The organism is Streptomyces sp. NPDC006655 (assembly GCF_040703965.1).
In the GTDB taxonomy this organism is placed as follows: Bacteria; Actinomycetota; Actinomycetes; order Streptomycetales; family Streptomycetaceae; genus Streptomyces.
In genome coordinates this window covers 1-25683 of the sequence record NZ_JBEYJU010000034.1, presented here as the reverse complement: position 1 = coordinate 25683, position 25683 = coordinate 1, and the positions used below count along the sequence as shown (strand labels likewise).

Below are 25683 nucleotides of genomic sequence, written 5' to 3'. Positions count from 1 at the left end.
GGCTACGCCACTTGGACGAGTGGTCCGCCCTGCTGACGAGTGGTCCGCCCGGTTTCAGGGACGCTCCCGCACGACGCTCAGCGGGCGGAGGCCGTGACCCGCTCGCTCTCGATCCGCTTCGCGACCCCTTCCTCACCCACCTCGTCCAGATGCCGGCACAGGACCACGGATCCCCCGACGGCCAGCGGCGCGTACAACCCCGCGCTCAGCCCCTCCCACGTGTCGAACCCCAGCCCCGAGAGCATCCGGGACCCGGGCCCGGTCAGATCGAGCCCCGGTGCGTCACCGACCGCCCGCTCCACCACCTCGGCCCCGCTCATCTCCGCCCCGGCGACGATCAGCGCGGGCTCGTCCGGGTCGACGGGCGAGAACGGCACGAACCGGTCCCCCTGGCTCGGCACCTCGACGGCGTAGTCGACGAAGCCCTCCGGCGTCCGCGGGAACCGCCCGCCCAGCGGCCGCAGCGCGAGAGCGACCCGCTCCCCCCGGCAGGCCCGGGCCGCCTCCAGCGCGTCCGGTCCGCTCACCACCACGTCGGCGGCCGCCGGCTCCCCGGCCACGTCGGCGATCACACCCACCGACGAACAGGCCAGCAACCACACGGCCGTCTGCCAGTGCGCGGGCAGCAGCAGCGCCACCCGGTCGCCGGGCTGCGCCGCGAGGTCGGACTGCAACAGGTTCGCCGTCTTGGCCACCCAATTGGCGAAGGTGGCCACGGACAATTCGACGCGTTCGCCCGTCGCGTCGTCGTAGAAGGTCACCAGGGGGCGTCCGGGGTCCGCGGCGAGCGCGGAACGCAGCAGGTCGGCAGGGGTGCGATCGGTGGCGTTCACCCGCGCAAGGGTACGCCGCGGCCGCCGCCCGCACCGGCCGCCGACGCCACCGGTTCGGCGCAACCGCGTCCGACGGACCGTCACATCCGTAATGGACATATTTGTCATACTGTGTTCAACATCAGGGGCATGCGTGGATACCTGACTTCCTCGATCGGCATCACCTGTGCGGCGGCCCTCGCCCTTCCGCCGGCCGTCCTGAACACGCCGTCCGCGGCCGCGGCGCCCGTGGCGGTGCCGGTACGGGGCCTGTCGACCGGCACGGCAGGCAGCACCCAGTCGCTGCCCCTCGCCCCCCGCACCCGCGAACGCGTCCTCGGCCGGGCCCCCGAGCAGGGCGTGTTCCGGCAGGACGTACGGCACTTCTCGCTCGTCGGCGTCGTCTGGGACAACCCCGGAACCCAACTGCACGGCACGGTCCAGGTGCGCACCCGGTCCGCCGGTACCGGTACCTGGTCGGGCTGGCAGGACGTCGACACGCACAACGCCGACCACGGTGCCGATCCGGACACGGCGGAGGCCGCGTCGGGCCGGGTGCACGGCGCCACCGCACCCCTGTGGGTGGGCGACTCGGACGGCGTCGACCTGCGCGTGCGGGCCGAGGCCGACGAGGGTCCCGGTCCGTTCGCCAACGGCGGCCGCGACCTGCTCCCCGCCGGGCTGCGCCTCGAACTCGTCGACCCCGGCGCCGACTCCCCGCCCCAGGGCTCACCCGCCGACGGGCTGCCCACCGAGGACGACGCGACGGCCGCCACCAACGCCGACCTCGCCCCCTTCGGCGCCACCGAGATCCCCGCGCTGGACCGCGAGGACACCGAACGCGAACTGCTGGACCTGGACGGCGTCGACGTCCCGCGCGGCAAGCCGTACATCGGACCGCGTCCGAGGATCGTCACCCGCCGCGGCTGGCGCGCCGACGAGTCGCTGCGCGAGAAGGGGTTCGTGTACACGGGGAAGGTCAAGGCGGCCTTCGTCCACCACACCGACTCCGGCAACGGGTACAAGTGCTCACAGGCCCCGTCCGTCATCCGCAGTATCTACCGCTACCACGTGGTGAGCATGGGCTGGCGGGACATCGGCTACAACTTCCTCGTCGACAAGTGCGGAACCATCTACGAGGGCCGCGCCGGGGGCGTGGCGAAGGCCGTCAAGGGCGCCCACACCCTGGGGTTCAACAGCAACAGCACGGGGATCGCCGTGATCGGCACGTTCAACTCGCACAAGCCGCCCGCCGCCGCGGTGACCGCCCTCGCCCGGCTCACCGCGTGGAAGCTCGGTCTCTACGGGGCCAATCCGACGGGGAAGACATATCTGAGGTCCGGGGGTGGCAATCTCTACCCAAAGGGGAAGAACGTACGACTGAATGTGATCTCCGGCCATAGGGACGGGTATGCCACCGACTGTCCGGGAGCCAAGCTCTACGCCAGACTCGGGTCGGCCCGGACCAGCTCCGCGCACCTCCAGGGACGCTGAGCAGGGGCTGCGTACACTGGCCGGCCGACACCGAGTTCGGCCGGTCCCGGCAGGAAGCAGAGACGACAGGTGACAGAAGCGATCCTCCTGGTCGGCGGCAAGGGCACCCGGCTGCGCCCGCTCACGGTCCACACCCCGAAGCCGATGGTCCCGGCGGCCGGTGTGCCGTTCCTGACGCACCAACTGGCCAGGGCCAGGGCGGCGGGCGTGGATCACATCGTCCTCGCGACCAGCTACCTCGCCGAGGTCTTCGAACCGTACTTCGGCGACGGCGCGGCGCTCGGCCTGCACATCGAGTACGTCACCGAGGAGGAACCGCTCGGCACCGGCGGCGCGATCCGCAACGTCGCCTCCCGGCTGCGCTCGGGCCCCGACGACCCGGTCCTGGTCTTCAACGGCGACATCCTCACGGGCCTGGACATCCGCGCCCTGGTGGCCACGCACGAGTCGACCGGCGCGGACGTCTCCCTGCACCTGACGAAGGTGACGGATCCGCGCGCCTACGGCCTGGTCCCCACCGACGGGACGGGCCGGGTGCGGGCGTTCCTGGAGAAGCCGCAGACGCCGGAGGAGATCGTCACCGACCAGATCAACGCGGGGGCCTACGTCTTCCGCCGCTCCGTCATCGACACGATCCCGCCGGGCCGCCCGGTCTCGGTGGAGCGGGAGACCTTCCCGGAGCTGCTGGCGGCCGGCGCGCACCTACAGGGCATGGTGGACTCGACCTACTGGCTGGACCTGGGCACACCGGCGGCCTTCGTCCGGGGCTCCGCGGACCTCGTCCTGGGCCGCGCCCCGTCCCCCGCGGTCCCCGGCCGCTGCGGCGACCGGCTGATCCTCCCCACGGCCCGGGTGGCGGTGGACGCCAAGCTGGCGGGCGGCACGGTGGTGGGCGAGGGCGCGTCCGTGGCGGAGGGCGTGCGGGTGTTCGGCTCCACGATCCTGCCGGGCGCCGTGATCGAACCCGGCGCGGTCATCACCGACTCCCTGATCGGCAACCACGCGCGCGTCGGCGAACGCTCGGTCCTCACCGGCACGGTCATCGGCGACGGCGCGGTGATCGGCGCCGACAACGAGCTGCGCGAGGGCGCCAGAGTGTGGTGCGACGCGATGATCCCGGCGGGGGCGGTGCGGTTCTCCTCGGACCAGTAGGGGGCCGGCAGGAGCCCGAAGGGGCGGTGCGGGCGGGCGCGGCGGCACCCGGCCGGCGCCGGAGCCGAACTCCCGACCCCGGCACCCACCCGCACCTCACAACCGGCCGATGTCCCACCGTGACATCTTCGGCGCCCGCCTCGCCGGGGTGCTCCCGCTCAGCAGGATCAGCCTGGCCGCCCGGTGCCGCTGGCCCGCGTACGGCTCGAGCAGCCGCAGCATCACCTCGTCGTCGGCGTGCCGGTCCCCGGCCAGCGCCCACCCCACGATCCCCGGCAGATGCAGGTCCCCGACCGTCACCGCGTCCGCGGCCCCATGACTGCGCTGCACGGTCTCCGCGGACGTCCAGGGCCCGATCCCCGGCACCACCTCCAGCCGCGCCCGCGCGGCCTCCGCCGCCATCCCCACGGCCTGCTCCAGCCGCGCGGCGACCCGTACCGCACGCAGGATCGTCGAGGCCCGCTTGTCGTCGACCCCGGCCTTGTGCCACTCCCAGGACGGGATCAGCGCCCAGGTCCGCGGCGCCGGCATCACCCACATCGGCCGCTCGCTCACCCCCGCGGGCCCCGGCGCGCGCTCCCCGAACCTGCGCACCAGCAACCGCCAGGCCCGGTACGCCTCGTCGGTGGTGACCTTCTGCTCCAGGACCGACGGGATCAACGACTCCAGCACCAGCCCGGTCCGCGTCAGCCGCAGTCCCGGCCGCCGATGCCGGGCAGCCGCTACCACCCGGTGCCGGGGCACGAACACGGAGGGGTCGTCGGCGGCACCGAGCAACTCGGGCAACTGCTCCAGCAGCCACTCGGCACCGGGCCCCCAGGCCTCCCCGCGCACCTCACCGCCGTACGCCCGCACCCGCAGCGTCCCCGGCCCGGCAGGCGTGAGACTGGCCCGCCACACGGACCCGTCGGGCGTGGCCCGGAACGTCGGATCTCCGGGCCCGCGCCGCAACGGCCCGAGCACGAGCCCCAGATCGAGCGCTCCGTCCGGCTTCCACACCCGGACCCGCCCGGGCGCCATGGCCTGCCGAGGCACCCCCACGGCGGGCACGACGACCTGCCCACCCCGCACGGTCGTACGAGTGGGCCGCGGAGAGAACCGTCCAGCCACGAAAGATCCCGGATGTGTGAAGTGCCTGCTGTGCCCATGAGCCTAAGTGCCAGCGCCCCCGCCGGGGGCGCTGGGGCACCCCCGGCCGCAGGCTGGGGGAGGAACCGCGCGTCGGCCCCCACCGGCCCCCACTGGTCCGCGCCCTTCCCCGAAGCCCGATCCCCTCGGACCTCGGGCACGGAACTCACCGCACCTCGATGAAGTCCCCCACCTCCCGGGGCGCCCGCTGCCGCGGCTCCTCCGCGGCGCGGCCCACCGCGACCGCCCCCATGGGATCCCACCCCTGCGGCAGCCCCAGCACCTCCCGCACCACGTCCCGACAGAACATCGTCGACGAAACCCACGCCGACCCCAGCTGCTCCCCGGCCAGCGCGACCAGGAGGTTCTGTACGCCCGCCCCGGCGGCGACCACGAACATCTCCCGCTCGGCGGCGTCCCGCCGCGGGTCCCCGTACGTGTGGGACCCGTCCATCACCAGACAGGGCACGACGAGATACGGCGCGTCGCGCAGCACGTCCCCCCGCCGCACCCGCTTCGCGATCGACTCCTCCGACCTGCCGTCCTTGCGCAGGTCGGCGACCCAGGCGTCGCGCATCGCGTCCAGCAACCGGGTCCGGGCCCCGGCCGACTCCAGGAGCACGAACCGCCACGGTGTCGTGTGGTGCGGCGCCGGCGCGGTCACGGCCGCGGCGACCGCCCGTCGTACCGCACCGGGGTCGACGGGATCGTCGGTGAACGCCCGCACGGTCCGTCGGAGCGTGACGGCTTCGCGGACCGCCTCGGAGGTGCCGAGCCGGAACATGTCACTGGCCGCGCCCCGCACCAGCGCCCGCGCGTCGTCGCCGTCCTCGTCCGCGTCGGTCACGACGTGGGCGAGACCGCGCACCACGGCGACCGGCATTCCGGTCGCCTTGCCCTTCACCAGGTCACCGGCGGCGGCCAGTTCGTCGGCGGTGGCGACGACCGTGGCCACCAGCGGATTGCCGTACGCGTCCACGCCTCCGCGCAGGTCGTCCAGCACGCGCACCCCGGCGGCGCCGATGGCGACGTCCGTGAGCCCCGCGCGCCAGGGCCGCCCGGAGGTGTCCGTGACGACCACCCCGACATTGACGCCCAGCGCGTCCCGCAGCCCCGCGCGGACGGCACGGGCCGAGGCGTCGGGGTCCTCGGGCAGCAACAGCACGGTCCCGGAAGGGGTGTTGGAGGCATCCACCCCGGCCGCCGCCATCACCAGACCCAGCCGGTTCTCCACGATCCGCAGGGTTCCGCGCCGGGCCACCACCCGCACGGTCTCGGCGTCGATCGCCGCCTCCCGGTCGGTCGCCTCGACGATCCGCCCCTCGGCCTTGGACACGATCTTCGACGTGACGATCACCACGTCCCCGTCGGCCAGCTCGGGCCCGGTCGCGGCGATCAGCTTGGCCAGGTCGTCGCCGGGCCGGACCTCGGGGATCCCGGCCAGCGCCCACACCCGGTACCCGGGCACCGCGTCGCTCATGACCCGCGCACCTCCTCGGCCAGCGCCAGCGCTTCCCGCGCCATCTGGGCGGCCGCGTCCAGATCGGTCATCATCAGCGGTACCGCCCGGCAGCGGATGCCGGCCGCCTCGATCCGCCCGACGCTGCCGGCGTCCACGGTGTCGACGAGCCAGCCGTCCAGCAGTCCCGAGCCGTAGTGCTCGGCGACCGCCGCCGCCGTCGACTCCACTCCCACGGCCGCGAGCACCTTGTCGGCCATCCCGCGCACCGGCGCGTCCCCGACGATCGGGGAGAGGCCCACCACCGGCACCCCGGCGTCCGCGATCGCCTCGCGGACGCCCGGCACGGCGAGGATGGTGCCGACGGAGACCACCGGGTTGGACGGCGGGAAGAGGATCACGTCGGCCTCGGCGAGGGCCTCCAGGACGCCGGGCGCCGGCTTGGACTGCTCGGCACCGACCGGGACGACCGCGTGGGCGGGCACCGACGCCCGAAGCCGCACCCAGTACTCCTGGAAGTGGACCGCCTTGCGCTCGCCGTCGACCTCCACGGCGACATGGGTCTCGACCCGGTCGTCGGTCATCGGGATCAGCTTCACGCCCGGCTTCCAGCGGTCGCACAGCGCCTCGGTCACCGCGCTCAGCGGATAGCCGGCGCCCAGCATCTGGGTGCGTACGATGTGCGTCGCGAAGTCCCGGTCACCGAGCCCGAACCAGTCCGGCCCCACTCCGTAGGCGGCGAGCTCCTCCTTGAGGTGGAAGGTCTCGTCGGCGCGCCCCCAGCCCTGTTCCTCGTTGATGCCGCCGCCGAGGGTGTACATCACCGTGTCGAGGTCGGGGCACACCTTCAGCCCGAAGAGGTGGATGTCGTCCCCGGTGTTGCCGATGACGGTCACCTCGGCGTCCGGCACGGCCTTCTTGAGACCGCGCAGGAACCGGGCACCGCCGATACCGCCTGCCAGAACCACAATGCGCATGCGCCAAGTCTTGCAGGCGGCTCCGACAATGCGTCACACAGCCGCCGGACGGGCCTCGCAAACGGCACCGGCACTCGGGTGCATCGGCATCTCGGTCAGGCCCGGGTAGTAGATGTGCAGGCTCACCGCGGGCTCCAGCGCGCCGTTCAGCACCTCGTGCGCGTACCCCGGTGCGAAGACTCGTTGTGCGCCGGCGGACAGCGTGCGCGTGCCGCGCTCCGTGCGTTCCGTGAGGGTGCCCTCCAGGACGGTCAGCACGCCGGCGGAGCGGCCGTGGTCGTGCAGTCCGCTGCCCTGTCCGGGCACCCAGGACAGCAGCCACACCTCGTAGCCGGGGCCGGTGCGCAGCCGGTGGTACCAGCGGCTGGTCGCGTCGTACGCGACGAGGTGCTCCCACTGCGCGCGGTCGGCGGCGATCGCACGGGCCAGGCCGACGAACTCGGCCACGGTGGCCGGGTGCTCGCGCGGGGGCTGCAGCAGGTGCTGGACCTCGAGGATGTCGCCGGCGATCTGGAGGTCGTTGTCGCTGTTCATGGGGTGCGGTGGTTCCTCAGTGAAGGAGGTCAGAGGGGAACGTCTGGCGGGAACCGGGCCCTGGGGACTCGGTCCGCAGCCGGAGCGGCCGGGATACGGCTGTGGCTCAACAGCTGGAACAGCAACAGCTACAGCGAGCGCGGGCAGCACCGTGGGACCCGGCGGTGCGGGTCGAGGTGAGTGCCAAGTTCGCGAGCATGCCCACAAGGACATCGGTTCACACCTGCCGTGTCAACTCGACGCCCGGTATGTGGGACATGTTTCACCTCATCCGGTTCACCTCGCTGCCGAAAGGTTTGCTCAGTGGGTACCCGGGACACATGGCGCACAACCGGCCGCGCGAGCCGCTGCGGAACGCGATCGAACATCTGGGCGTCCTTCTCCGTACAACCTCTGTATGGGGTCGGAGGCCCGCGGACGGGCCCCTTTTGCGTGTCAAGGTTTATGCCGATTTGAACACTTTCCGCACGGCCTTGGTTCCGCAGAGTGAATAACGGGCCCAATAGCAGATCTCGGCTTGACTCGCCCGGAGCAGCACACTTGTAATTTCACTCGTGTCGTTCAGCCGACATCGGTGACGGCCAGGCACGGGGACGCGAAAGACAGACGAGGGGCGCACATGACCGAGCTGGTGCAGCAACTGCTGGTCGACGACGCGGACGAGGAACTCGGCTGGCAGGAGCGCGCGCTGTGCGCCCAGACCGACCCCGAGTCCTTCTTCCCCGAGAAGGGCGGCTCCACCAGAGAGGCCAAGAAGGTCTGCCTCGCCTGCGAGGTGCGCTCCGAATGCCTCGAGTACGCCCTCGCCAACGACGAGCGGTTCGGCATCTGGGGCGGACTCTCCGAACGGGAGCGCCGCCGCCTCAAGAAGGCCGCCGTCTGACCGGACGCCCACCGGACGTACCCATCTGAGCTGCGTGAACGGCCCGTCGCCCGTGGGTTATCCACAGGCGGCGGGCCGTCGGCATGACCAGCCGATAGTGTGGGCGCTCGTCCGAGACGCCTCGCCGCCACCAGCGGGCGCAGGAGTCCACCGCAGTCCATCGAACCGGGGCCCGTACCTCGATGTCCGTGCACAGTCACACGGCAGCCCAAGCGGCGGCTGCCCCAGCGGGGTTTGACCTGACCCGCCCGCCCGAGTTCCCGCGTCACGTGGTGACCGCGGTCCTCGTCTCCCACGACGGTGCCCGCTGGCTCCCCGACGCGCTCGCCGGGCTGCTCGGCCAGGAGCGCCCCGTCCAGTACGCGGTCGCGGCCGACACCGGCAGCGCGGACGACTCCGCCCAGCTGCTCGCCGAGTCCCTCGGCGACGCGGGCGTCGTGCACCTCGCCCGGCGCACCGGCTTCGGCCAGGCCGTCGAGGAGGCGGCCCGCACCGCGCCCGTCCTCACTCCGGACGAGCTGCCGTACCTGAAGCGGCCCAGCGGCTGGGACCCGGTCACCCGGCAGTGGCGCGACGACGCCTACGACATGCCCGAACTGCCCTACGGCGAGCCCATCCAGTGGCTGTGGCTGCTCCACGACGACTGCGCCCCCGAACCCGACGCACTCGCCGAGCTGCTGCGGGTCGTGGACAACGAGCTGGAGCTGGGCCGCGACGACGTGGCGGTCGTCGGCCCCAAGCTGCGCGGCTGGTACGACCGCAGGCAGCTGCTGGAGGTCGGCGTCACCATCGCCAACTCCGGCCGCCGCTGGACCGGCCTGGACCGCCGGGAACAGGACCAGGGACAGCACGACCACGTCCGGCCCGTGCTGTCCGTCTCCACCGCCGGCATGCTGATCCGCCGCGACGTCTTCGAGGAACTCGGCGGCTTCGACCGCCGGCTGCCCCTGATGCGCGACGACGTCGACCTGTGCTGGCGCGCGCACAACGCGGGACACCGCGTCCTGGTCGCCCCCGAAGCCGTCGTACGGCACGCCGAGGCCGCCTCCCGCGAGCGCCGCGCCGTCGACTGCGCGGGCCGTACCACGGCCTCCCCGCACAAGGTCGACAAGGCCGGCGCGGTCTACACCCTGCTCGTCAACGCCCGTACCGCCGCGCTGCCCTGGCTGCTGGTACGGCTGGTCCTCGGCACCCTGCTGCGCACGGTCGCCTATCTCGTCGGCAAGGTCCCCGGACAGGCCCTCGACGAGATCCGCGGCCTGCTCGGCACCCTGCTGCGGCCCGAGCGGATCATCGCAGGACGGGGCCGGCGCGGCCCCTCCCGGCTCGACAAGGGCGAGCTGCGCGCGCTGTTCCCGCCGCCCGGCGCCACCGTCCGGGCCACCGTCGAACAGGTCGCGGGCAACTTCTTCGGCGCCGACGACGAGGTCTCCGCCGCCGGCCGGCACGGCGGCGCCGTCGAGTCCGGACCCGGCGGCGACGACGCCGACTTCCTGGAGATCGAGCAGTTCGCCCGCCTCAAGCGCATCGCCCGCAAACCGGGCCCGGTGCTCTTCCTGGCACTGCTCCTCATCTCGCTGGCCGCCTGCCGCGCCCTGCTCGGCAGCGGCGCGCTCGCGGGCGGCGCCCTGCTGCCCGCCCCGGGCAGCGCGGGTGCCCTGTGGTCGAGCTACCTCGACGCCTGGCACGCGGTCGGCGCCGGCGGCACCCCGGCCGCGCCGCCCTACCTCGCGATCGTCGCCTCGCTGGCCACCGTGCTGTTCGGCTCGACCGGACTCGCCGTCACCGTCCTGCTGGTGGCCTCCGTGCCACTGGCCGGGTTCACCGCCTACTTCGCCTCCCGGCCGCTGGTCGCCTCGCGGCTGCTGCGCGCCTGGGCGGCCGTCGCCTACGCCTTCCTGCCGGCCGCCACCGGCGCCCTCGCCGGCGGCCGGATCGGCACCGCCGTCCTCGCCGTCCTGCTGCCGCTCATCGCCCGCGCGGGCGTCGCGGCCGGCGGCCTGGCGAACTCCTCCGGAGCCCGCGGCAGTTGGCGCGCCACCTGGGCGTACGCGCTGCTGCTGACCATCACCACCGCGTTCACCCCGATCGTCTGGCCGATCGCCCTGGTCCTCGGCGTCGCCGTACTGGCCGTCCGCCGCACCGACCTGGTCGCCTCCGGACTGCGGCTGCTGACCCAGCTCGGCACCCCGCTGCTGATCCTCGCCCCCTGGTCGCTGACCCTGCTGCCGTCCGGCTTCTTCAAGGAAGCCGGACTGGAGTACGGCGCCTCGGCGGCCTCCGCCCTCGACCTGCTCGGCGCCAGCCCGGGCGGCCCCGGCACGCTCGACGGCCTGATGCTCATCGGCATCGTCCTGGCCGCACTGGCCGCCCTGCTGCGCTCCGAGCGCCAGACCGCGATCCGCACCGCCTGGGCGGTCGCCCTGGTCGGCCTGGTCTTCGCGGTCCTGTCCAACAGCTCCGCCTGGGCGGGCCCGGCCACCCTCGTCTACGGCATCGCGATCCTGTCCGCCGCCGCGCTCGGCGCCGACGGCGCACGCTCGCGGGTCGCCGAGCAGAGCTTCGGCTGGCGCCAGCCGGTCGCCGCCCTGATCGCCTTCGCCTCCGCCGCGGGCCCCCTGCTCCTCGCCGCAGGCTGGATGATCGCGGGCGCCGACGGCCCGGTCGAGCGCCGGAACCCCGCACAGGTTCCCGCGTTCGTCGCCGAGGACAGCACCACCAGCGACCAGGTCCGCACCCTCGTCCTGGACAGCGACAGCACCGCACACGTGGACTACATGCTGGTGCGCGGCTCCGGCGCCCGCATGGGAGACGCCGAAGCGGTCGCCGCCGACGGCGAGAACGCCACGCTCGACAAGGTCGTCGCCAACCTGGTCGCCGGCTCCGGCGCCGACCAGGCCGACCAGCTCGGCGGGTTCGCGGTGCGCTATGTCCTCGTCCACCGGGGCGCCCCGCGCGACATCGCGCGCGTGCTGGACGCCACGCCCGGCCTGACCCGGCTCAGCCAGCAGGACGGCGGCGCCCTGTGGCGGGTCGACCAGCAGGTCTCCCGAGCGATGATCGTCTCCGCGAACGGCTCCGGCACCCCGGCCTCGGTCCCCGCCGGAGCCGTCGACATCCACACCACGATCCCGAGCGGCGCCGACGGCCGGATCCTGCGCCTGGCCGACACGGCCGCGCCCGGCTGGACGGCCACCCTGGACGGCAAGCCGCTCACCCGCACCACCGTCGACGGCTGGGCCCAGGGCTTCGCACTCCCCTCCGCCGGCGGCAGACTGGACGTCACCTACGACACCCCGTTCACCCACACCGCCTGGCTGTGGGCACAGGGCGCGCTCGCCGTCGTCCTGACCGTCCTCGCCCTGCCCGGCCGCCGCCGCGACGTCGACGACGACCTCCCCGAGGAGGAGCCGATCCCCGCCCGGGCGACCGAAGGCGAGGGCCGCCGCGCCCGCCGTCTGCGCGCCCAGGCGGAAGCCGAGGAGGAGGCGGCCCCGCCGGACGAGGACACCGGCCACCCGGCCGCCGTCCCGGAGACGGCGGCAGAGGAGCAGACTCCGGCCGCGGTCCCGCAGCAGCAGTCGTACGACGAGTGGGACCCCGCCTCCTACCCCCAGGCCGACGGCTACCACACCGGCTACGCCGACCAGTACCAGAACGCCGGCCAGTACCAGCAGGGCTACGACCAGGGGACCTACGACCCGTACCAGACCGGCCAGTACGACCCGTACGGCTACGGCGGGCAGCAGGGGCAGGGGACGTACGACCCGACGTACCAGCAGGGCTACGACCCCGCCTACGACCCGGCCGCCCAGCAGCACCACGGCACCGGCGGCGAGCACCACGACGGGAGCCAGCAGTGAACCGCACCACCCTCTCCCTGTTCGCCGGTACGACCGCGCTCGCGGCGGTCACCGGGTTCGCCGTGCTCAACCAGCCGGCCACGTCCTCCGCGCACACCGCCGAGGCGGCCGCCCAGCTGCCCGTGGAGCGCACCAGCCTGCTGTGCCCGGCGCCGAGCCTGTCCGACATCGCCGACACCTCGTACACGTCGTTCACGCCCGTCACCAAGGGCACCACGAACGACGGCAAGGCCGAACTCCAGGCGGCCACCGAGCAGTCGGCGGACGGGAACGGCAGCGGCAAGAGCAGTGGCGGCGGCAAGAAGAAGACCGCCAAGCCGGTCCTGACGCCGAAGGCACCCGGGACGCCGGCCACCGGGGACACCTCGGGCGCCGACGGGCCCGCCTACGTCGGTACGGCCGAAGGCAGGTACGCGCCCGGCTGGACGGTCCAGGAGACCACCGAGGTCGCCGCCGGCACCGGCCGCGGCCTCCAGGGGGTCAACTGCACCGGCGCCGACACCGACTTCTGGTTCCCCGGCGCCAGCACCGCCGCCGGCCGCACCGACTACGTGCACCTCACCAACCCCGACGACAGCGCCGCCGTGGTCGACGTCGAGCTGTACGGCAAGGACGGCCAGCTCAAGTCGACGGTGGGGGAGGGCATCACGGTCCAGCCGCACGCCAGTGAGCCGGTCCTGCTGTCCACCCTCAGCGAGGAGCGGCAGACCGACCTGACCGTGCACGTGAACGTGCGCAGCGGCCGGGTCGGCGCGAGCGTGCAGGCCCTGGACGACAAGAGCGGCGGCGACTGGCTGGCCGCCTCCGCCGATCCGGCGGGCAGCCTGGTGCTGCCGGGCATCCCGAAGGACGCCACCGACGTCCGGCTGATCGCCTTCACCCCCGGCGACTCCGACGCCGACCTGAAGGTCCGCCTGGCCTCCCCGGACGGCCTGATCACCCCGGCCGGCAACGAGACGCTGCACGTGAAGGCCGGCCTGACCACCGCGACCGACCTGGGCCCCGTCACGCGCGGCGAGGCGGGCTCGATCGTCCTCACGCCCACCGACCAGTCGGTGCCGGTGGTGGCCGCGCTGCGGGTCACCCGTGGCAAGGGCGCCAAGCAGGAGACCGCGTACATCCCGGCGACCGCGCCGGTCGGCACGCGCGCGACGTCCGCCGACAACAGCGGCAAGGGCAGCACGCTCTCCCTGACCGCCCCCACCGGCACCGCACAGGTGAAGGTCACGGCGTCGGCGGGCAGCGAGGGCGGCACGGCGGTGTCCAAGACGTTCACGATCAAGTCGGGCACCACCCAGGACGTCGACGCACCCGTCCCGTCCGGCCTGAAGGGCACCTACGCGCTGACCGTGGAGGCGCTCTCCGGCGGCCCGGTCTACGGCGCCCGCACCCTCGCGGCCACCGAGGAAGGGGTCCCGGGCTTCACGATCCAGACCCTCCCGGACGACCGCGGCACGGTCGCCGTACCGGTGGCGGACCAGGACGTGGCGGTGCTGCAGAAGTAGCGGTGCGCGAGCGGTGGCCGAGCGGCGCCGGGCGACGGCGCCGAGGGCTCAGTCCTCGCCGTACCGGGGATCCACCGTCTCCGGGGTGAGTCCGAGCAGCTCGGCGACCTGTTCGACGACGACCTCGTGCACCAGCGCGGCCCGCTCGTCACGCCCCTTGGTGCGGATCTCGACCGGCCGCCGGTAGACCACCACGCGCGCCCGGCGTCCCTCACGCGCGGGTATGACACCGCCCAGCGGCACCGCCTCGTCGCTCCAGCCGTCACCGTGCCGGTCCTGGAGCCGGGGCACCTCCAGCACCAGGAAGTCGATGTCGGCCAGCTGCGGCCAGCGCCGCTCCAGGCGCTCCACGGAGTCCTGCACCAGATCCGCGAACGCGTCGGCGCGGCTCGCGGCCAGCGGCACCTGAGGCGGTGCGATCGGCCCGCGCATCCCCCGACCGTGGCGATCGCGTCGACGAGGCCCGGGGCCGGCGGCCCGGGGCGGTACACGGTTGTCCATCACTGATGAAGCGTAATCCTCGCGGGCGCCGCCCGCGCCGTTCCACGCTCCGACAGCGCTCCGGCACCGCCCGGCGGCGTCTCGCAGGGCGACCGATCCGGCCAAGGTCGGGCTCGTTTCCGTATCTCCACACGTCCGATGAGCTCAAGGCAATTGACGGTTTTTGTACCGGATCATGACCGGATGCGGTGCTGTCCGGTATTCCGGACGGCCCCGTCAACGCAGGTCAGCAAGGTATGTCAGAAGGGGCGTGTGGGGCGTTTCACACTACGACACGGGGGAGTGACCTGAGGGAGAGTCGTCGCGGCCCGCTCAAGAGTGCGGTACCGTCCAACGTCGTGAGCCCTGTACGTCGCTGTTCGCGAACCGCCTGCGGCCGACCCGCCGTCGCGACGCTGACGTACGTCTACGCCGACTCGACCGCGGTCCTCGGCCCGCTCGCCACCTACGCCGAACCCCACTGCTACGACCTGTGCGCCGAGCACTCCGAGCGCCTCACCGCCCCGCGCGGCTGGGAGGTCGTCCGGCTCCTCGACGGCTCCGCCCCCGCGCGGCCGAGCGGTGACGACCTGGAAGCGCTCGCCAACGCGGTGCGCGAGGCTGCCCGTCCCCAGGAGCGGGCGGCGGAGGCGGGCGGCGGCGGACGCGGCGCGGATCCCAGGGAGGTCGCACGCCGCGGCCACCTGCGGGTGCTGCGCTCCCCGGACAACTGACCGCCCCGCAGCCCGGATTGCCTCGCGTGGACGCCGAACAAGGCGCCCCCTTCGGCCTGCTCCCCATCCGGCGGAACGCCGTCAACACCCCGTGGGTGAACCGGAGACGGCGCGCGTCCGCCATTTCGACGTCCGCCACCGCACGTTCATCGCTGGTCACGTCTGTCCACCGTGGGCAGCGCGCCGAGGGAGCCCGCGTCCGGCGCTTACCCGGGGCAGGTAGCTTGGGGCGACCGTGAGGACTCCAGGAGGGTTGGCCTGTGGCTGCTGCTGATCTGTCGCAGATCGTGAAGGCGTACGACGTGCGCGGGGTGGTCCCGGACCAGTGGGACGAGGCACTCGCCGAGCTGTTCGGCGCCGCGTTCGTCCAGGTGACCGGCGGCGCCGCGATCGTGGTCGGCCACGACATGCGGCCCTCCTCGCCCGGCCTGTCCCGCGCCTTCGCGCGCGGCGCGGCGGCCCGGGGCGTCGACGTCACCGAGATCGGCCTGTGCTCGACGGACCAGCTGTACTACGCCTCGGGTGCCCTGGGCCTCCCCGGCGCCATGTTCACGGCCTCGCACAACCCGGCGCGGTACAACGGCATCAAGATGTGCCGCGCGGGCGCCGCGCCGGTCGGCCAGGACACGGGCCTGGCGGAGATCCGCGACCTGGCCGAACGCTGGTCGCGGGAAGGCGCACCGGCCCCCGCGCGGACCCCGGGAACGATCACCACCCGCGAGACGTTGACCGACTACGCGACGCACCTGCGCTCGCTCGTCGACCTGACCTCCATCCGCCCCCTGAAGGTCGTGGTCGACGCGGGCAACGGCATGGGCGGGCACACCGTCCCGACGGTCTTCGAAGGACTGCCGCTGACCCTGGTCCCGATGTACTTCGAGCTGGACGGCACCTTCCCGAACCACGAGGCCAACCCGCTCGACCCGGCCAACCTCGTGGACCTCCAGCAGCGCGTCCGCCAGGAGTCCGCCGACCTCGGCCTGGCCTTCGACGGCGACGCGGACCGCTGCTTCGTCGTCGACGAGAACGGCGACCCGGTCTCCCCGTCGGCGATCACGGCTCTCGTGGCCGCGCGCGAACTCGCCCGCAACGGCGGCAAGGGCACGGTCATCCACAACCTGATCACGTCCTGGACCGTCCCCGAGGTGGTCCTGGAGAACGGCGGCACCCCGGTCCGCACCCGCGTCGGCCACTCGTTCATCAAGGCCGAGATGGCGAGGTCCGGCGCCATCTTCGGCGGCGAGCACTCGGCCCACTACTACTTCAAGGACTTCTGGAACGCCGACACCGGCATGCTGGCCGCCCTGCACGTCCTGGCGGCCCTCGGCGGCCAGGACGGCCCGCTCTCCGCACTCGTCGCCCAGTACGACCGCTACACCGGCTCCGGCGAGATCAACTCCACGGTCGCCGACCAGCAGGCCCGCCTGGCGGCCCTCCGCGCGGCGTACGGGGACCGCGACGACGTGACCCTCGACGAACTGGACGGCCTCACCGTCACCGCGGCCGACTGGTGGTTCAACGTCCGCCCGTCCAACACGGAACCCCTCCTCCGCCTGAACGCGGAGGCGAGGGACGAGGCGACGATGACCAAGGTGCGGGACGAGGTCCTGGCCGTCATCAGGGCCTGAGACAGCCGCCCGCGGCGCGGCCCCTCGGGCGGTCACGCCGGCGGACGCGCACCCGTCGGCCGAGGTCAGCTCCACCCACCTCACCGGCGGTACCCTGACCGCACGCGAACATACCGCCCCCCGAAGGGAAACCCCATGCCGCTCGAAGCCGGCCTCCTGGAGATCCTCGCCTGCCCGGCCTGCCACGCCCCCCTCAAGGAGCAGGACACCGAGCTGATCTGCACCGGCCAGGACTGCGGCCTGGCGTACCCGGTCCGCGACGGGATCCCCGTCCTCCTCGTCGACGAGGCCCGCCGCCCTGCGTAAGCAGCACCCCGCAACCGCATCAGGACCAAGGAACAGGACCCCGGCGACCGGAGGCCGCTCCCATGCTCGACGAATCGCTGCTCGACACCCCGGAGGCCCTCGCCGAGGCCGACCGCCGAGGTCTGCTGCGCGGTGCGGCCGAGGCGGGCGCCCGCGTCCGTACCGCGGCCCGGCACGCCACCGAGGCCGGCGTCCAGGAGCTGAAGCCGGACGGCCGGCCCCGTGCCGTCCTGATCGCGGGCCCCGGCGTCGCCGCCACCCACGCCGCCGACTTCCTCGGCAGCCTGGCCGGACCCGGCAGCCCCGTCATCCGCCTCGCCGCCACCGGTGTCGCCCCGGCGGCGGGCGCCCTGCGCTGGGAACTCCCCGGCTGGGCCGGCTCGGTCGACCTGCTGCTGATCGCCACCCCGGACGGCGCCGAACCCAGCCTCTCCCTCCTCGTCGACCAGGCCTACCGGCGTGGCTGCTCGGTGGCCGCCGTGGCCCCCGCCGGCACCCCGCTCGCGGAGGCCGTGGCCGGCGCCCACGGCATGTTCCTGCCGATGGCGACCGCCCCCTACGACCACGGCGAGCCGCTGGCCGGCTCCTCACCGGGCGTCCTGTGGGCGCTGCTCACCCCGCTGCTCGCGCTCCTCGACCGCATCGGCCTGGTCAACGCGCCGCCGGAAGCCCTGGACAAGGTCGCCGACCGCCTCGACCTCGTCGCCGAACGCTGCGGACCGGCCATCGTGACCTACAGCAACCCCGCCAAGGCCCTCGCCGTGGAACTCGCCGACGCGCTCCCGGTGGTCTGGACCGAGGGCGACTCGGCCGGCCCCGCGGGCCGCCGCTTCGCCGCCGCCCTCGCCGAACTGGCCGGCCGTCCCGCCCTGGTCGCCGAACTCCCCGAGGCCCTGGCCGCGCACAGCGCCCTGCTCGCCGGACCGCTCGCCGCCAGCGCCGACCCCGACGACTTCTTCCGCGACCGCGTGGACGAGCCGCCCGCGCTGCACGCGCGCGTGGTGCTGCTCCGGGACCGCCCCCTCGGCGGCCTCACCGCCGCACCCGCCGCCCGCGACCTCGCGCTGAGCCACGACACCCCGATCAGCGAACTGGAACCCGAGGCGGGCGACGAGCTGGAGACCCTGGCGGAACTGATCGCCGTCACGGATTTCGCCGCCGTTTACCTCGCGCTCGCTTCGGGAGCCTGAGGTGGACACCGGCACCGGGCCCGCCGTGGGAAGGGCGACGTGAACGTCGTACCGGAGGCGAACGGGTGGCGGAACGCACGGTGAACACGTAAGTCCCGCCGCGCCGTTGCCCGCGCTCACCGCAGTACGCACAGAGAACCGGCAGAGAGAAGCCATGGACCGCCTCGACAACACCGTCCGCCCCTACGCCTGGGGTTCCCCGACCGCCATCCCGAAGCTGCTCGGGGTCGAGCCGAGCGGCGAGCCGCAGGCGGAGATGTGGATGGGCGCACACCCCGGCGCGCCCTCGCGCACCGCGCGCGGCACGCTCGTCGAGGTCATCGACGCGGACCCCAAGGCCGAACTGGGCGAGGCGGCCGTGGCGAAGTTCGGCCCGCGGCTGCCCTTCCTGCTCAAGATCCTCGCCGCCGGCGCCCCGCTCTCCCTCCAGGTGCACCCCGACCTGGAACAGGCCAGGGAGGGGTACGCGGACGAGGAGCGGCGCGGCGTCCCCGTCGACGCCCCGTACCGCAACTACAAGGACGCCAACCACAAGCCCGAACTGATCTGCGCGCTCACCGAGTTCGACGGCCTGTGCGGCTTCCGCGCCCCGGAGCAGGCCGCGGGACTCCTCGAAGCCCTCGGCGTCGACTCCCTCAAGCCGTACGCCGACGCGCTGCGCGCCCGCCCCGAGGAGGGGGCGCTGCGCGAGGTCCTCACCGCGATCCTCACCGCCGACCCCGAGGAGATGGCCCACACGGTCGCCGAGGCCGCCGCCGCCTGCACCCGCCTCGGCGGCGACCACGCCCCCTACGCCGCCATCGCCCACCACTACCCGGGCGACCCCGGAGTGATCGCCGCGATGCTCCTCAACCACGTCCGCCTCCAGCCCGGCGAGGCGCTCTTCCTCGGCGCCGGCATCCCGCACGCCTACCTCGACGGCCTCGGCGTCGAGATCATGGCCAACTCGGACAACGTCCTGCGCTGCGGCCTGACCCCCAAGCACGTCGACGTCCCCGAACTCCTGCGCGTCGTCCGCTTCGAGGCGAGCGACCCGGGTGTGCTGCGCCCCGAGGCCGCCCCGGACGGCGAGGAGGTCTACGAGACACCGATCGACGAGTTCCGGCTCTCCCGGTACGTCCTGCCCGAGGGCGCCGCCGCCCACGACCTGACCCTGCCGACCCCGCAGATCCTGCTCTGCACGGCCGGTACGGTCCGCGTGGGTGAGTACGACCTCGCCCCGGGGCAGTCGGTGTTCGTGCCGGCGGCCGAGAAGACCGAAGTGTCCGGCGCGGGCACGGTGTTCCGCGCCACGGTGATCGTCTGAGCCGCGACGCACGACCGGTTGGATTGTCGTACCCGGGGTGTGGATACCTGACCAACCGCCTCCGGGCAGGGCTGCAAGAATGACCCACCGGCAAAGCACGGGCAAAGACGAGCACCGAAGGGACCACGCGGACACATGAGCGCGTCAGGCGGCAGCAAGGCGATCGTGGCGGCACTCGGCGCCAACCTCGCGATCGCGGCATCGAAGTTCGTGGCGTTCGCCTTCAGCGGCTCCTCGTCGATGCTCGCCGAGGGCGTCCACTCGCTCGCCGACTCCGGCAACCAGTTCCTGCTGCTCATCGGCGGCAAGCGGGCCCAGCGCGAGGCGACCCCGCAACACCCCTTCGGCTACGGTCGCGAGCGCTACATCTACGCCTTCCTGGTCTCGATCGTCCTCTTCTCCGTCGGCGGCATGTTCGCCATCTACGAGGGCTACGAGAAGATCAGCCACCCGCACGCGGTGGAGCACTGGTACTGGCCGGTCGGCGTCCTCCTCTTCGCGATCATCGCGGAGGGCTTCTCCTTCAAGACGGCCATCAAGGAGTCCAACGAACTGCGCGGCAAGCTGTCCTGGTCGCAGTTCATCCGCCGCGCCAAGGCCCCCGAGCTGCCCGTCGTCCTCCTGGAGGACTTCGGCGCCCTCATCGGCCTGGTCCTCGCCCTCGGCGGCGTCGGCCTCGCCCTGCTCACCGGCGACGGCGTCTGGGACGGCGTCGGCACCGTCTGCATCGGTGTCCTGCTCGTCATGATCGCCCTCGTCCTGGCCGCCGAGACCAAGTCCCTCCTGCTCGGCGAGGCCGCCGGCGTCGAAGAGGTCAAGAAGATCGAGGCCGCGATCGTCGACGGCGACACCGTCACCGGCATCATCCACATGCGCACGCTCCACCTCGGCCCCGAGGAACTCCTCGTCGCCGCCAAGATCGCCGTCCAGCACGACGACACGGCCACCGAGGTCGCGACCGCCATCAACGCCGCCGAGTCCCGCATCCGCGCCGCGGTCCCCATCGCCCGCGTGATCTACCTGGAACCCGACATCTACAGCGAGGCCGAAGCCGCCAAGGGCCCCGACCCGGAGGCCACCCCCGGCGGCCCCAACCCCCACCCGGCCGGGCACTGAGTTCCCCGATCCGCCGCCCGTGTCCCGCACCGCGGCCCTGCTCCCACCCCTGGAACGGCGTGAACTGTTCGGGCTGGACTGGGGGCGCCCCGCCCCTCCGGTGTAGCTTGGGACGGAGCCAGACGTCGCTGCTGATGGCGGTCGGGCGGTCCGCACGCGGACCGGCCGAGGGAGAGAGGGCCTCCGACGGACTGCGCTGCGCGCACGCGGGCATGCCTGTGCCCTCCTTCGGGCACCCCTGTGTCCGCCGCCGCGCAGACCAGCCGTATCCACCCTCGCCCCAACCCCGAGGAGCAGCTCCCCATGACGACTGTCGACAACCGACAGGACTTCAAGGTCGCCGACCTCTCCCTGGCCGACTTCGGCCGCAAGGAGATCACCCTCGCCGAGCACGAGATGCCCGGCCTGATGTCGATCCGCAAGGAGTACGCCGACGCCCAGCCGCTGGCCGGCGCCCGCGTCACCGGCTCCCTGCACATGACCGTGCAGACCGCCGTCCTGATCGAGACCCTCGTCGCCCTGGGCGCGCAGGTCCGCTGGGCGTCCTGCAACATCTTCTCCACCCAGGACCACGCGGCCGCCGCCATCGCCGTCGGCCCGAACGGCACGCCCGACAACCCGCAGGGCGTCCCCGTCTTCGCCTGGAAGGGCGAGACCCTGGAGGAGTACTGGTGGTGCACCGAGCAGGCGCTGACCTGGCCGGACAGCCCCACCGGCGGCCCCAACATGATCCTCGACGACGGCGGTGACGCCACCCTCCTCGTCCACAAGGGCGTCGAGTACGAGAAGGACGGCAAGGTCCCGTCCGTCGACACCGCCGAGTCCGACGAGCACCGCGTCATCCTGGAGCTCCTGCACCGCACCATCACGGACGGCTCGCAGAAGTGGACCCAGCTGGCCTCCGAGATCCGCGGCGTGACCGAGGAAACCACCACCGGCGTCCACCGCCTGTACGAGATGCAGCGCGACGGCCAGCTCCTCTTCCCGGCGATCAACGTCAACGACGCCGTCACCAAGTCGAAGTTCGACAACAAGTACGGCTGCCGCCACTCCCTGATCGACGGCATCAACCGCGCCACCGACGTCCTGATCGGCGGCAAGACCGCGGTCGTCTGCGGCTACGGCGACGTCGGCAAGGGCTGCGCGGAGTCCCTGCGCGGCCAGGGCGCCCGCGTGATCATCACCGAGATCGACCCCATCTGCGCCCTCCAGGCCGCGATGGACGGCTACCAGGTCACGACCCTCGACGAGGTCATCGACAAGGCCGACATCTTCATCACCACGACCGGCAACAAGGACATCATCATGGCCTCGGACATGGCCAAGATGAAGCACCAGGCCATCGTCGGCAACATCGGCCACTTCGACAACGAGATCGACATGGCCGGCCTCGCCAAGATCCCCGGCATCGTCAAGGACGAGGTCAAGCCGCAGGTCCACACCTGGACCTTCCCCGACGGCAAGGTGCTCATCGTCCTCTCCGAGGGCCGCCTGCTGAACCTGGGCAACGCCACCGGTCACCCGTCGTTCGTGATGTCCAACTCCTTCGCGGACCAGACGCTGGCCCAGATCGAGCTGTTCACGAAGCCCGACGAGTACCCGGTGGGCGTCTACACGCTGCCCAAGCACCTCGACGAGAAGGTCGCCCGCCTGCACCTCGACGCGCTCGGCGTGAAGCTCACGACGCTGCGCCCCGAGCAGGCCGCGTACATCGGTGTGAAGGTCGAGGGCCCGTACAAGTCGGACCACTACCGCTACTGAGACACCGCCGCTGAGCTCACCGAGGCAGGCCCCCGCACCCCCGTGCCGGGGGCCTGCCCCTTTGGCGAACCACCGGAGCTCGGCCGAGCCTCAGCCCGTCAAGACCCAGGACCCCCATGCCCCGCGGCCGCTATTCGCTCCACGATCCGCACGATCACACCCCCCTCGGCGAAGAACACTTCCAGTGCGCCCCCGGCCCCTCCGGCTGGCGTTACGTCTCCCAGGTGACCACCCCCTCCGGTGACCACAGCGGTTCGGTCGATCTCGCCCTCGACGACCGCGGCCGCCCCATCCGCCTCGAACTCCATGCCGGGAGCTGGCAGGTGCGCGGCGCCGCCCTCGACGGCGTCACCTGGGTCCGCACGGACCCCACCGGCACGCATGCCACCGAAGGCAATGTGCGCGCCCACGCCTTCACCGGCACGTCCCCCGCGTTCCTGGTCGCCACCGCCCGTCTGCTGCGCCTCACCCCCTCCGCCGCCGCGACCCGCGTACGCCTCGTGGCCTTCACGGACCCGGTTCTCGCCCCACGCACCGTGGACCAGTCCTGGGCCCTGCTGAGAAGAGAAGCACACGCCACTGACAACGGCCCGCTGACCGTGGACGAATACCAGGTCACGGCCCTGGACACCGGCGAGCAACACGCCGTGCACCTCGCCGGCGACGTGGTGCTGGCGGCCCCCGGGATCGAACTGGAGGACCTGCAGTCACCCCCGTCCGCCTTCGACGACTGAGCCGGGGGAGTGGGCGGGCCGGCTGGGTCTAGGCCGGCGGCACGAACCCGGTGGACGGCCGCTCGGCCGCCTGGGCGGGAGGGGCCACGGACGCGGAGGCCTGGGCCTGGGCCCCCGGCTGGGGAGGGGCCGAGGCCGCCGACCGTGCCTGGTCGAGCGAAGGGGGCACGGGGACCCCGGGCGCCGGAGGGACGTAACCGGCTCCGGCACCGGGCTCCGAAGGGCCGGATCCGACGGGAGCGCCGTACCCGACAGGTGCGCCGTATCCGACGGGCGGGCCGTATCCGGTGGGCCCGCCGGTCACCGCGGGGCCTTGACCGGCGAAGGCCCGCCGGGCCTCGCGGGCCTGCCGCTCCTGCATCACCGCCGCGAGAAAGGCGGCCGGCGGGACGTCCTGCGGCGCCGGAGTACCCGTCCGGTTCGCCAGATCGGCAGCGAGCCGCCCGGCCATCGCCCAGGAGACCTGCGGATCCAGCTGCTGCATCCGCGTCAGGTACTGCCGGACGGCGAGCCACAGCCCGTCCGGTACGGCCGACAGGTCCAGCTCGGCGAATCGTCCCGCCAGCCAGGGCGGGGGCGGCGGAACGAAGCGGGTCTGCCCGACGGGCACCCGCTCCCGTACGACCAGGGTCCCGGCGAAGACGTCCCCGAGCCGCCGGCCGCGCGCCGACACCAGCGAGGCGATACAGGCCACGACCCCGAACGTCATCAGGATCTCCACCACACCCAGAGCGCCACGCACCAGCGCATGCCGGAACCGGATCGGCCCGCCGTCGTCGCGTACGACCCGCAGCCCGCACGCCAGCTTGCCGAGCGAACGCCCGTGACTCAGCGTCTCCACCGCGATCGGCGCCCCTACCAGAAGCAACAGGAAGGCCGCGATCGACAGCGCGGTCTGCGCGGCCTCGTCCAGCGAGGCCGTGGCCGCGACCAGTCCGGTCATCGCCCCGATGTACACGGCCATGACCACGACCAGGTCCAGCAGGACCGCCAGCGCCCTGCTGGGCAGCCTCGCGGGACGCAGTTCGAGCGCCACCGCCTCGCCCGTCACCAGCTCGCTCACGCCCGCCGCCTTCCCCTGGTCTGCCCTGTACAGCGCAAGTCTGCCAAGCTGAGCCCACATCGCGCCGCAGTACGACAAGCCGACAGCTACGACAGGCAGTCGACGACCAGCCGAGGAGCAGGCAGACCCGATGGACCTCGACGTCTTCGTCTCCGCACACCGAGCCGAGTGGGACCGCCTGGACGCCCTCCTGCGCCGTCAGCGGCGTCTCGACGGCGCGGAAGCCGACGAGCTCGTCGCCCTCTACCAGCGCACCGCCACGCACCTGTCCCTCATCCAGTCCAGCGCGCCCGATCCGCAGCTCACCGGACGCCTCAGCCAACTCGTGGCACGTGCGCGCAGTGCCGTGGCGGGAACCCGCCGGGCCTCCTGGCGCGATGTCGCCCGCTTCCTGGGACAGGGCTTCCCGGCGGCCGTCTACCGCTGCCGCCGCTGGTGGGTGCCCACCGCGCTCATATCCACGGCCGTCGCGATCCTGCTGGGCTGGTGGATCGGGACCCACCCGGACGTGCAGGCGACCATCGCCGCGCCCAGCCAGCTCCGCGAGCTGACCCGTCCCGGCGGCGAGTACGAGACCTACTACTCCAGCCATCCCGCGGCGTCCTTCGCGGCCCAGGTGTGGACGAACAACGCGCAGGCCGCCGCCATGTGCCTGGTCCTCGGGGTCTTCCTCGGCCTGCCGGTCCTCTGGATCCTGCTGGAGAACATGCTCAACCTGGCCGTCGGGTTCGGCCTGATGTCCTCCGCCGGCCGCCTCGACACCTTCCTGGGCCTGGTCCTCCCGCACGGGCTGCTCGAACTCACCGCGGTCTTCGTCGCCGCGGGTACCGGGCTGCGACTCGGCTGGACCCTCGTGGACCCTGGCCCGCGCAGCCGCCGTACGGCTCTGGCCGAGGAGGGCCGTGCGGCCGTGGGCATGGCGATCGGCCTGGCCCTGGTCCTGTTCGTCTCCGGTGCCATCGAAGGGTTCGTCACCCCCTCCGGCCTGCCGACGTGGGCCCGCATAGGCATCGGAATCGTGGCTGAGCTGGCCTTCCTGGCCTACGTCTTCGTCCTCGGTGGCCGCGCCGCCCGAGCGGGTGAGACGGGGGACCTCGGAGAGACCGAGCGCAGCGCGTCCCTCCCCACGGCCGCCTGATGTGCGGAGAGCTCCCGTGAGCTGCTAGTCTCCTCTTCGCCCCGGAAAACCTGTTGACACGGGTTGGGTGGGGAGGTAGATTCAAACAGTTGCCTAGAACTGGACAAGTTCAGGACCGCTCGTTAGAATCGATCTGCTTCACAACGGAGAGTCTCTCCGGACATCGAAGCCATCCGGATGGATTCAGAAATGAGTGGCCGGTCAGACCGGTCAGGAACTTCTGATAAAGTCGGAAAAGCCGAAAAGGCAAAGGCCCTCCAACGGGCACCGGAAATGAATTCCGACCGGAAACGGAACGGGAAACGGATCTGGTAAGGTTGGAAACACCGAAGGGAAGCCCGGAGGAAAGCCCGAGAGGGTGAGTACAAAGGAAGCGACCGTTCCTTGAGAACTCAACAGCGTGCCAAAAGTCAACGCCAG

22 protein-coding genes are annotated in these 25683 nt (G+C 72.7%); 14 read left to right on the top strand and 8 right to left on the bottom strand.

Going from position 1 to position 25683, the window contains the following annotated elements; genetic code table 11:
* Window positions 1-77: 77 nt before the first annotated feature.
* Window positions 78-833: a TIGR03089 family protein gene (locus AB0958_RS20990; RefSeq protein ID WP_366891957.1), complete on the bottom strand. Its 756-nt coding sequence runs from the start codon at window positions 831-833 to the stop codon at window positions 78-80.
* Between the two features lie 129 nt (window positions 834-962).
* Here AB0958_RS20990 and AB0958_RS20985 point away from each other — a divergent pair, with 129 nt between their 5' ends.
* Together AB0958_RS20985 and AB0958_RS20980 are read left to right on the top strand one after the other, a co-directional pair.
* Complete coding sequence (locus AB0958_RS20985; protein WP_366891956.1) at window positions 963-2306, top strand: N-acetylmuramoyl-L-alanine amidase; 1344 nt, start codon at window positions 963-965, stop codon at window positions 2304-2306.
* A gap of 69 nt (window positions 2307-2375) precedes the next feature.
* Window positions 2376-3458, top strand: coding sequence for an NDP-sugar synthase (locus AB0958_RS20980; RefSeq protein ID WP_366891955.1), 1083 nt, complete (start codon window positions 2376-2378; stop codon window positions 3456-3458).
* Between the two features lie 96 nt (window positions 3459-3554).
* Here AB0958_RS20980 and AB0958_RS20975 read toward each other — a convergent pair whose 3' ends face one another.
* The 4 genes from AB0958_RS20975 to AB0958_RS20960 all read right to left on the bottom strand — a co-directional run bounded on the left by AB0958_RS20975 (window position 3555) and on the right by AB0958_RS20960 (window position 7556).
* The gene (locus AB0958_RS20975) at window positions 3555-4568 is read right to left on the bottom strand and encodes a DNA-3-methyladenine glycosylase 2 family protein (protein WP_366891954.1); all 1014 of its coding nucleotides are present in this window, start codon (window positions 4566-4568) and stop codon (window positions 3555-3557) included.
* Window positions 4569-4752: 184 nt separating this feature from the next.
* Window positions 4753-6066, bottom strand: coding sequence for a coenzyme F420-0:L-glutamate ligase (locus tag AB0958_RS20970; RefSeq protein ID WP_366891953.1), 1314 nt, complete (start codon window positions 6064-6066; stop codon window positions 4753-4755).
* Complete coding sequence (cofD, locus tag AB0958_RS20965) at window positions 6063-7022, bottom strand: 2-phospho-L-lactate transferase (RefSeq protein ID WP_366891952.1); 960 nt, start codon at window positions 7020-7022, stop codon at window positions 6063-6065. The genes AB0958_RS20970 and cofD overlap by 4 nt, the downstream gene beginning before the upstream one ends.
* 33 nt (window positions 7023-7055) lie before the next feature.
* Window positions 7056-7556, bottom strand: coding sequence for a cysteine dioxygenase family protein (locus tag AB0958_RS20960; RefSeq protein ID WP_366891951.1), 501 nt, complete (start codon window positions 7554-7556; stop codon window positions 7056-7058).
* A 619-nt stretch (window positions 7557-8175) separates the two neighbouring features.
* On the opposite strand from AB0958_RS20960, the gene AB0958_RS20955 reads away from it, so the two are divergent.
* The 3 genes from AB0958_RS20955 (at window position 8176) to AB0958_RS20945 (ending at window position 13807) form a co-directional block, all read left to right on the top strand.
* Window positions 8176-8439: a WhiB family transcriptional regulator gene (locus AB0958_RS20955; protein WP_003975777.1), complete on the top strand. Its 264-nt coding sequence runs from the start codon at window positions 8176-8178 to the stop codon at window positions 8437-8439.
* A gap of 182 nt (window positions 8440-8621) precedes the next feature.
* The gene (locus AB0958_RS20950) at window positions 8622-12302 is read left to right on the top strand and encodes a glycosyltransferase (protein WP_366891950.1); all 3681 of its coding nucleotides are present in this window, start codon (window positions 8622-8624) and stop codon (window positions 12300-12302) included.
* Entirely contained in the window at window positions 12299-13807 is a 1509-nt protein-coding gene (locus tag AB0958_RS20945; RefSeq protein ID WP_366891949.1) for a DUF5719 family protein, read from the top strand. The genes AB0958_RS20950 and AB0958_RS20945 overlap by 4 nt, the downstream gene beginning before the upstream one ends.
* A gap of 48 nt (window positions 13808-13855) precedes the next feature.
* Here AB0958_RS20945 and AB0958_RS20940 read toward each other — a convergent pair whose 3' ends face one another.
* A complete protein-coding gene (locus AB0958_RS20940; protein WP_366892007.1) occupies window positions 13856-14308 on the bottom strand; it encodes a metallopeptidase family protein in 453 nt (150 codons plus the stop codon).
* 236 nt (window positions 14309-14544) lie between these two features.
* Between AB0958_RS20940 and AB0958_RS20935 the strand changes: the two genes are divergently transcribed.
* From AB0958_RS20935 to AB0958_RS20900, 8 genes are all read left to right on the top strand, one after another.
* Complete coding sequence (locus tag AB0958_RS20935) at window positions 14545-15021, top strand: DUF3499 domain-containing protein (protein WP_366891948.1); 477 nt, start codon at window positions 14545-14547, stop codon at window positions 15019-15021.
* A 260-nt stretch (window positions 15022-15281) separates the two neighbouring features.
* Window positions 15282-16649, top strand: coding sequence for a phosphomannomutase/phosphoglucomutase (locus AB0958_RS20930; protein ID WP_366891947.1), 1368 nt, complete (start codon window positions 15282-15284; stop codon window positions 16647-16649).
* Window positions 16650-16784: 135 nt separating this feature from the next.
* Window positions 16785-16955 carry a Trm112 family protein gene (locus AB0958_RS20925; RefSeq protein WP_007382472.1) on the top strand — a complete coding sequence of 57 codons (171 nt, stop codon included), beginning with the start codon at window positions 16785-16787 and terminating at the stop codon, window positions 16953-16955.
* 62 nt (window positions 16956-17017) lie between these two features.
* Window positions 17018-18145 (top strand): SIS domain-containing protein, encoded by a 1128-nt coding sequence (locus AB0958_RS20920; protein ID WP_366891946.1) that lies wholly within the window; start codon window positions 17018-17020, stop codon window positions 18143-18145.
* 154 nt (window positions 18146-18299) lie between these two features.
* Window positions 18300-19451: a mannose-6-phosphate isomerase, class I gene (gene manA / locus AB0958_RS20915; protein ID WP_366891945.1), complete on the top strand. Its 1152-nt coding sequence runs from the start codon at window positions 18300-18302 to the stop codon at window positions 19449-19451.
* Window positions 19452-19586: 135 nt separating this feature from the next.
* Window positions 19587-20567 (top strand): cation diffusion facilitator family transporter, encoded by a 981-nt coding sequence (locus AB0958_RS20910; RefSeq protein ID WP_366891944.1) that lies wholly within the window; start codon window positions 19587-19589, stop codon window positions 20565-20567.
* A 303-nt stretch (window positions 20568-20870) separates the two neighbouring features.
* Window positions 20871-22328, top strand: a complete 1458-nt coding sequence (gene ahcY, locus AB0958_RS20905) for an adenosylhomocysteinase (RefSeq protein WP_366891943.1) — start codon at window positions 20871-20873, stop codon at window positions 22326-22328.
* A 116-nt stretch (window positions 22329-22444) separates the two neighbouring features.
* Window positions 22445-23062, top strand: a complete 618-nt coding sequence (locus AB0958_RS20900) for a hypothetical protein (protein WP_366891942.1) — start codon at window positions 22445-22447, stop codon at window positions 23060-23062.
* Window positions 23063-23090: 28 nt separating this feature from the next.
* Here the strand turns inward: AB0958_RS20900 and AB0958_RS20895 are convergent, their stop codons facing one another.
* A complete protein-coding gene (locus AB0958_RS20895) occupies window positions 23091-24125 on the bottom strand; it encodes an RDD family protein (RefSeq protein WP_366891941.1) in 1035 nt (344 codons plus the stop codon).
* Between the two features lie 130 nt (window positions 24126-24255).
* Between AB0958_RS20895 and AB0958_RS20890 the strand changes: the two genes are divergently transcribed.
* Window positions 24256-25263 (top strand): stage II sporulation protein M, encoded by a 1008-nt coding sequence (locus tag AB0958_RS20890; RefSeq protein WP_366891939.1) that lies wholly within the window; start codon window positions 24256-24258, stop codon window positions 25261-25263.
* 210 nt (window positions 25264-25473) lie between these two features.
* Here AB0958_RS20890 and AB0958_RS20885 read toward each other — a convergent pair.
* Window positions 25474-25683 (bottom strand): hypothetical protein (locus tag AB0958_RS20885; protein WP_366891938.1); only part of this gene is annotated, 210 nt, incomplete at its 5' end.

Coding starts and splice junctions, on each gene's coding strand:
- AB0958_RS20950 (WP_366891950.1), top strand. CDS start 8,622: ATGTCCGTGCACAGTCACACGGCAGCCCAAGCGGCGGCTGCCCCAGCG.
- AB0958_RS20940 (WP_366892007.1), bottom strand. CDS start 14,308: ATGGACAACCGTGTACCGCCCCGGGCCGCCGGCCCCGGGCCTCGTCGA.
- AB0958_RS20960 (WP_366891951.1), bottom strand. CDS start 7,556: ATGAACAGCGACAACGACCTCCAGATCGCCGGCGACATCCTCGAGGTC.
- AB0958_RS20985 (WP_366891956.1), top strand. CDS start 963: ATGCGTGGATACCTGACTTCCTCGATCGGCATCACCTGTGCGGCGGCC.
- AB0958_RS20900 (WP_366891942.1), top strand. CDS start 22,445: ATGCCCCGCGGCCGCTATTCGCTCCACGATCCGCACGATCACACCCCC.
- AB0958_RS20890 (WP_366891939.1), top strand. CDS start 24,256: ATGGACCTCGACGTCTTCGTCTCCGCACACCGAGCCGAGTGGGACCGC.
- cofD (WP_366891952.1), bottom strand. CDS start 7,022: ATGCGCATTGTGGTTCTGGCAGGCGGTATCGGCGGTGCCCGGTTCCTG.
- AB0958_RS20955 (WP_003975777.1), top strand. CDS start 8,176: ATGACCGAGCTGGTGCAGCAACTGCTGGTCGACGACGCGGACGAGGAA.
- AB0958_RS20935 (WP_366891948.1), top strand. CDS start 14,545: ATGTCAGAAGGGGCGTGTGGGGCGTTTCACACTACGACACGGGGGAGT.
- ahcY (WP_366891943.1), top strand. CDS start 20,871: ATGACGACTGTCGACAACCGACAGGACTTCAAGGTCGCCGACCTCTCC.
- AB0958_RS20910 (WP_366891944.1), top strand. CDS start 19,587: ATGAGCGCGTCAGGCGGCAGCAAGGCGATCGTGGCGGCACTCGGCGCC.
- manA (WP_366891945.1), top strand. CDS start 18,300: ATGGACCGCCTCGACAACACCGTCCGCCCCTACGCCTGGGGTTCCCCG.
- AB0958_RS20970 (WP_366891953.1), bottom strand. CDS start 6,066: ATGAGCGACGCGGTGCCCGGGTACCGGGTGTGGGCGCTGGCCGGGATC.
- AB0958_RS20920 (WP_366891946.1), top strand. CDS start 17,018: ATGCTCGACGAATCGCTGCTCGACACCCCGGAGGCCCTCGCCGAGGCC.
- AB0958_RS20925 (WP_007382472.1), top strand. CDS start 16,785: ATGCCGCTCGAAGCCGGCCTCCTGGAGATCCTCGCCTGCCCGGCCTGC.